This is a genomic window from Nocardioides sp. (assembly GCF_035697785.1).
Lineage (GTDB): Bacteria > Actinomycetota > Actinomycetes > Propionibacteriales > Nocardioidaceae > Nocardioides_B.
Genome location: NZ_DASSCL010000163.1, coordinates 1 through 6,963, shown reverse-complemented (window position 1 = coordinate 6,963; position 6,963 = coordinate 1). Strand labels below are relative to the sequence as shown.

Genomic DNA, 6,963 nt, shown 5'->3' with positions numbered 1-6,963 from the left:
TCGGGGTCGCAGATCGCCTTGGCCTGCCGGAACAGGTCGAGCACGTCGGGCGAGTACATCGTCGCGAGCAGCTCGGACCGTGCCCGGCCGTCGCCGTGCTCGCCCGACATGGTGCCGCCGTACGACGCGACCAGCCGGGCCGCCTCCTCGACGAACCGGCGGAACCCGGCCCGGCCCGCGGTGTCACGCAGCCCGAAGTCGATCCGCACGTGCACGCAGCCGTCGCCGAAGTGCCCGTAGGGCACCCCGTCGAGGCGGTGGTCGACGAGGAGGGCGTCGAAGGCCCGGAGGTACTCGCCGAGGCGGTCGGGCGGGACGGCGGCGTCCTCCCAGCCGGCGTGCGCCGGGGAGGCGAGGCTGCGGGCGGCGAGGCCGGCGCCGTCCTCCCGGATCCGCCACAGCGTCGCCTGCTCGGACCGGTCGGTGACGACCCGTGCGTCCGCGGCGCCGCCCGCGTCGGCGATCACTGCGCGTGCCCGGTCGACCGCCTCGGCCTCGGTGTCGGCGGCGAGCTCGGCGAACAGCCAGGCCGCACCGCGCGGCAGGTCGGGGGTCGCGCCGCGCCGGGCGCGGACCACCTCGACGATGCGCTGGTCGAGACCCTCGCAGGCCACCAGCGGGTGGTGCAGCAGGCCGGGCACGTCGTCGGCCGCGTCGAAGATGGAGGGGTAGCCGAGCACCGCGAGCACCCGGTACGCCGGGTCGCGCACCAGTTGCACGGTGGCGCCCAGCACCACGGCGAGCGTGCCCTCGCTGCCGACCAGGAACCGGTCGAGCCGGCGTCCGTGCTCGGGCAGCAGCTGCTCGAGTGCGTAGCCGGAGACCTGGCGCGGGAACCGACCGAGCTCGGTGCGGATCGTGCCGAGGTTGGCCTGCACGAGCTCGTCGAGCCGGCGGGCGGTGTCGCCCGAGGTCGTCGAGAGCCGCTCACCGCTCCCGGTGACGACGTCGAGGGCGACCACGTTGTCGGAGGTGCGGCCGTAGCCGAGGGCCCGCGAGCCGCAGGCGTTGTTGCCGATCATGCCGCCGACGGTGCACCGGGTGTGCGTTGACGGGTCCGGCCCGAAGCGGAGGCCGTGCGGCAGGGCCGCGCTCTGCAGCGTGGCGTGCACGACTCCGGGATCCACCTCCGCGGTTCCGGCCTCGGCGTCGATGCCGCGGACCCGGTTGAGGTGCTTGCGGGTGTCGACGACCAGGCCCGGCCCCACCGCGTTGCCCGCGATCGACGTACCCGCGCCGCGCATGGTCAGCGCAGTGCCGGTGGCGCGGGCGGTCTCGACCGTTGCGACCAGCTCGTCGACGTGGCGTGGCCGGACCACCGCGAGTGGCGGCACCCGGTAGAGCGAGGCGTCCGACGCGTAGAGCGCCCGGGCGACCGTCGAGTCGTCGACGTCGGTCACCCCGGCGCGGCGTAGCTCGGCGACGACGGCGGCCGCCTCCGAGGGCGCCGTCACCACAGCTCGAGGGAGCCGCGCAGGATCGACGCGGCGTCGTCCTCCGTGACGTCCTTGGGTGCGGTGGCCAGCAGCCGCTGCTGCTTGAGGGTGCCCTCGACGAGGTCCGGGACGTCGGACTCGCCGTAGCCGACCGCTCCCAGACCGTTGGGGATGCCGATGTCGCGCATCAGGTCGGCGAGCACGTTGGGCAGCAGCTCGCGCAGGTCGTCGGGTCGGTCGGCGCCGGGTGCGAGCATCTCGGCCGCGCGGACGTGCCGCTCCGGGTCGGCGTCGAAGGTGAACCGGAATGCCTCCGGCGCGGTCAGCGACACCGCCATCCCGTGCGGCACCATCGCGTGGTCGTCGGGGTAGTCGACGGGGCGGAAGTCGCGCACGCGTCCCGCCACCGGGTAGGCGTTGGCGTGCGGGATGTGCACGCCTGCGTTGCCGAACCCCATGCCGGCGAAGGTCGCGGCCAGCGACATCTGCTCGCGGGCCTCCTGGTCGTCGCCGTTGCGGACGGCGGTGCGGAACGACCCGGCGAGCAGCCGCAACGACTTCTCCGCCCACATGTCGGCGATCGGGTTGGACCCGCAGTAGGGCACCCGCTGTTCGGGGCTCTTCCGCTCATACGACGAGAACGGCCGCGCGGTCCAGGACTCGAGGGCGTGGCACAGGATGTCCATGCCCGCGGCCGCCGTCACCCCGGGCGGTTGGGTCAACGTGAGCAGCGGGTCGACGACGGCCAGGGTCGGCCGCAGCCGCGGGTGGCTGATCCCGGACTTCACCTTCTGCTCCAGCACGTCGAGCACGCAGATCGTGGTGCTCTCGCTGCCGGTCCCGGTCGTCGTGGGCACCGCGACGAGCGGGGCGAGCGGGTGCTCGGGCGCACGGCCGCCGCCGACGGGGGCGTTGACGTAGTCGATGAGCTCGCCCGGGTTGGTGGTCATCAGGTCGACGGCCTTCGCGGTGTCGATGGCCGATCCGCCACCGACCGCGACGAACGCGTCCCAGGGACCCGAGGACCGTGCGTGGTCGATCGCCTCCTGCAGGCTCTCGTCGGTGGGCTCCACGTGCGCACCGTCGTACACCCGCGCCTCGATCCCGAACGACGCCATCTGGTCGGCCACGCGCTGCGGGTGCCCGGTCGCGGCCACGCCCGGATCGGTGACCACCAGCACGCGGCGTACGCCGTACAGCGACAGGTCGTAGCCGATCTCGTCGGACGCCCCGGGGCCGAACTTCAGCTGGGGCGCGCCGTAGGTGAAGACGCCTTCCGGGTTCGCGGGCAGCTGCATCAGTCGTTCCCCTTCAGCTCGGTCAGTGCGTGACGCGCGGCGGACAGCAGGTCGAGGCCGAGCGCCTCGTCGCAGTCGACCCACGCGGCGAGGTCGGTGGACCCGTCGACCTCGACGACGCGAGGGTCCACGCCCTCGGACTCCGGGGTCAGCGCGGCCCGGAAGATCAGGTGGATGCCGTGGTAGTCCTCGACGAGGCCGTCGGAGCGTGGCCCGGTGAAGTGCGAGCTGTGCACGTCGGCCAGCTGCCCGGGCACGACGTGCAGTCCGGTCTCCTCGTAGACCTCGCGGACGAGCGCGTTGCGCGGCTCCTCACCGTGGTCGATCCCACCACCGGGGAGCGTCCACCGCCCCGGGATCCGGGTGCGGTCCGACATCCGGGTCAGCAGCACGCAGTGGTCCCTGGTGAGGAGGGCGTAGGCCGCGACCCGCTGGCGCTTCGGTGGGACCACGTCTGCGGACATGGCGCCGAGTCTAGGGGCGGGTGTCGGCAGCAGCTCGGCGTGAGTCGGCGCACACCCCTCGTGACAGTCGTTTTACTCACCAACTTCCTGGGGAGGATCCGGGTTTCAGAGGGAGAACCAACCGGAGGGACGATGAGCGTCGAGGCCACCGCCACCCAGCACGTCGTGCCCGATCGCCGGCCGCCAGCGGCGCGGGACCCGTTCTTCGACAACGCGAAGCTGCTGCTCGTGATGCTGGTGGTGATCGGCCACTCCTGGGTGCTGATGCCCGAGGCCCCGTCGGCCTTCCCCGCCTACACCTTCCTCTACGCCTGGCACGTGCCGGCGTTCGTCCTCGTGACCGGGTACCTGTCGCGCAGCTTCACCTACAGCCGCGCCAACCTGCGCAGGCTGATGACCACCGTCGTCGCGCCGTACCTCGTGTTCGAGACCCTGTTGGCCATGTTCCGGGTGGCGGTCGGCAAGGAGTCGATGGGCAGCCCGCTGTACCTCGACCCGCACTGGCCGATGTGGTACCTCGCCGTGCTGTTCCTCTGGCGGCTCGCGACGCCGCTGCTCACCCGAGTGCCCCAACCCATCGTGGTAGCTGTCGTGGTGAGCCTGCTCGGCGGCCTGATCGACGTGGACCTGTTCGACGTCTCGCGGGCCACCGGGCTGCTGCCGTTCTTCGTGCTCGGTCTGACGATGCGCCGCGAGCAGTTCGACTGGCTGGCCCGGGCGCGGGTCCGCACCGTCGCCTTCGCCGCGCTCGCCACCGCGTTCGTCGTGGCGGCCGTGGTCGCGGAGCCCCTCAGCACCGAGTGGCTGTACTGGCGGTCGTCCTACGACGCGATGGGTGTCAGCGTCTGGCAGGGCATGTCGTCCCGCGCGGCGCTCCTGGTGGTCGCCGGGGTGCTGGCGCTGTCCGCACTCTCCCTCGTGCCGCGGTCGCAGCGCTGGTTCACCCCACTCGGGGCCGCCAGCCTGGTCGTCTACCTCTGCCACGGGTTCTTCGTGAAGGCCGCCCAGTACGCCGACGCGGGGAGGTGGGTCCGGCTCGACGAGGTCACCTCGTTCGTGATCGTCACCGGCGCCGCCGCCCTGCTCGCCCTGGCCCTGGCGGCCACACCCGTGTCACGGCGGCTGAACAAGCTGGTGGACCCGATCAGCACGGCCGTCGAGGACACTCCCGGGATCCTGCCGCCGCACCACCACCGCGAGCACGCCCAGCACCGGCTGGCCCTGCACCGCAACCACCCGGAGCGCTTCTAGCCCCCCGGTGACGAGCGCTGGGTCCGTGGCGGCTCGGCTGGTCCTGGTGGGGTCGCGTCGACGCGTTCGATCTCGACGCGGAAGGGCCCGCCCTCGCTGCGCGAGGGCGGGCCCTTCTTGCTCGATCTGGCTTGTAGCTACCAGAGCCGACTGCGTCAGTTCTGGTACGAGCCGAAGTCGAAGTCGTCCAGCGCCACGGCCTGGCCCCCGGCGTTGCCGAAGTCGTAGTCGTAGTCGCCGTACCCGGTGACCGAGTAGGCGTTGGCTCGCGCCTCCTCGGTCGGTTCGACCCGGATGTTGCGGTACCGCTCCAGGCCGGTGCCGGCCGGGATCAGCTTTCCGATGATCACGTTCTCCTTCAAGCCACGCAGCGAGTCGGACTTGCCGTGGATCGCCGCGTCGGTGAGGACACGCGTGGTCTCCTGGAAGGACGCCGCCGACAGCCACGACTCGGTGGCCAGCGACGCCTTGGTGATGCCCATCAGCTGCGGACGGCCGGCCGCGGGCTTGCCGCCCTCGGAGACCACCCGACGGTTCTCCTCCTCGAACAGGACTCGGTCCACCAGCTCCGACGGGAGCATGTGGGTGTCGCCCTGCTCGAGCACGAGGACCCGACGCAGCATCTGCCGCACGATGATCTCGATGTGCTTGTCGTGGATCGACACACCCTGGCTGCGGTACACCGCCTGGACCTCGTCCACCAGGTGCTCCTGGGCGCGACGGACGCCGAGGACGCGAAGCACGTCCTGCGGGTCCTCGGTGCCCTGCGTGAGCTTCTGCCCGACCTCGACGTGGTCGCCGTCGGCCACCAGCAGGCGCGAGCGCTTGCTGACGGGGTACTCCTGCACCTCGGAGCCGTCGTCGGGGGTGACCAGGACCTTGCGGGCCTTGTCGGTCTCCTCGATCTCGACCCGGCCGGCGGCCTCGGTGATCGGGGCACGGCCCTTGGGCTGACGCGCCTCGAACAGCTCGACCACACGGGGCAGACCCTGGGTGATGTCGTCCGCGGAGGCCACACCACCGGTGTGGAAGGTCCGCATCGTCAGCTGCGTGCCGGGCTCACCGATGGACTGGGCGGCGATGATGCCGACCGCCTCACCGATGTCGACCAGCTTGCCGGTCGCGAGCGAACGGCCGTAGCACTTGGCGCAGGTGCCGGTCTTGGCGTCACAGGTGAGCACCGAACGGACCTTCACCTCCTCGATGCCGGCGGCCACGAGCTCGTCGATCTTGACGTCGCCGAGGTCCTCACCGGCGGCGGCGAGCACCTCGCCCGTCTCCGGGTGGGTGACCTCGACGGACGCCGAGCGGGCGTACGCCGCGGTCTCGGCGTTCTCGTCCTTGACCACGACGCCGCTGTCGAGCCGCTGGCCGATCCGCTTGGGCAGACCACGCTCGGTGCCGCAGTCGTCCTCGCGGATGATGACGTCCTGGGAGACGTCCACCAGACGACGGGTCAGGTAACCCGAGTCGGCGGTCCGCAGCGCGGTGTCCGCCAGACCCTTGCGGGCGCCGTGCGTCGCGATGAAGTACTCCAGGACGGTCAGGCCCTCGCGGAAGTTCGACTTGATCGGCCGCGGGATGATGTCGCCCTTCGGGTTGGCCACCAGACCACGCATGGCCGCGATCTGCCGGACCTGCATCATGTTTCCGCGGGCACCCGAGTGGACCATCATCCAGATCGGGTTGCTCATGTCGAACGTCGTCTCGAGCTCACCGGCGACCTCGTTGGAGGCCTGGGTCCAGATCTCGATGAGCTCCTGGCGGCGCTCGTCGTCGGTGATCAGACCGCGCTCGAACTGGGTCTGGACCTTCTTGGCCTGCTCCTCGTACTTCTCGAGGATCTCGCCCTTCCGCGCCGGGGTGACGACGTCCTCGATGGACACGGTCACACCGGACCGGGTGGCCCAGTGGAAGCCGGCGTCCTTGAGGGCGTCGAGCGCCGCGGCCACCTCGACCTTGGTGTAGCGCTCGGCGAGGTCGTTGACGATGACCCCGAGCTGCTTCTTGCCGACCTCGTAGTTCACGAAGGCGTAGTCGGCGGGCAGCGTCTCGTTGAAGAGCGCGCGTCCCAACGTGGTCTCGAGCGTCAGCTGCTGACCCTGCTCCCAGCCCTCGGGGGTCTCCACGCCGGCGGGCGGGACGATCTCCGGGAACCGGATCCGGACCTTGCTCTGCAGCAGGATCTCGCCGCGGTCGAAGGCCATGATCGCCTCGGCCGTGGAACCGAACACCCGCCCGTCGCCCGGCCGCTCCATGTCGCTCTCACCGGTCGCGGCGTCGAAGCCGCGGGTGAGGAAGAACAGGCCGATGATCATGTCCTGGGTGGGCATGGTCACCGGGCGGCCGTCGGACGGCTTGAGGATGTTGTTGGTCGACAGCATCAGGATCCGCGCCTCGGCCTGGGCCTCGGCGGACAGCGGCAGGTGCACCGCCATCTGGTCGCCGTCGAAGTCGGCGTTGAACGCCGAGCAGACGAGCGGGTGGATCTGGATGGCCTTGCCCTCGATCAGC

At 71.3% G+C, this 6,963-nt stretch carries 5 protein-coding genes; 1 reads left to right on the top strand and 4 read right to left on the bottom strand.

The window, feature by feature from the left end:
- The 3 genes from VFH10_RS16925 to VFH10_RS16915 all read right to left on the bottom strand — a co-directional run.
- Positions 1-1,454 (bottom strand): FAD-binding oxidoreductase (locus VFH10_RS16925; protein WP_325130664.1); only part of this gene is annotated, 1,454 nt, incomplete at its 3' end.
- On the bottom strand, positions 1,451-2,734 hold the full coding sequence (locus tag VFH10_RS16920) for a hydroxyacid-oxoacid transhydrogenase (protein WP_325130662.1): 1,284 nt from the start codon (positions 2,732-2,734) through the stop codon (positions 1,451-1,453). The genes VFH10_RS16925 and VFH10_RS16920, both read right to left, overlap by 4 nt.
- Positions 2,734-3,198, bottom strand: coding sequence for an NUDIX hydrolase (locus VFH10_RS16915; RefSeq protein ID WP_325130660.1), 465 nt, complete (start codon positions 3,196-3,198; stop codon positions 2,734-2,736). Before VFH10_RS16915 ends, VFH10_RS16920 begins: the two co-directional genes overlap by 1 nt.
- Before the next feature lie 132 nt (positions 3,199-3,330).
- On the opposite strand from VFH10_RS16915, the gene VFH10_RS16910 reads away from it, so the two are divergent.
- Positions 3,331-4,449, top strand: coding sequence for an acyltransferase family protein (locus VFH10_RS16910; protein WP_325130658.1), 1,119 nt, complete (start codon positions 3,331-3,333; stop codon positions 4,447-4,449).
- Positions 4,450-4,604: 155 nt separating this feature from the next.
- Here the strand turns inward: VFH10_RS16910 and rpoC are convergent.
- Positions 4,605-6,963, bottom strand: a 2,359-nt coding sequence (gene rpoC, locus VFH10_RS16905; protein WP_325130656.1) for a DNA-directed RNA polymerase subunit beta', incomplete at its 5' end; no start/stop codon positions are given.

Coding starts and splice junctions, on each gene's coding strand:
- VFH10_RS16910 (WP_325130658.1), top strand. CDS start 3,331: ATGAGCGTCGAGGCCACCGCCACCCAGCACGTCGTGCCCGATCGCCGG.
- VFH10_RS16920 (WP_325130662.1), bottom strand. CDS start 2,734: ATGCAGCTGCCCGCGAACCCGGAAGGCGTCTTCACCTACGGCGCGCCC.
- VFH10_RS16915 (WP_325130660.1), bottom strand. CDS start 3,198: ATGTCCGCAGACGTGGTCCCACCGAAGCGCCAGCGGGTCGCGGCCTAC.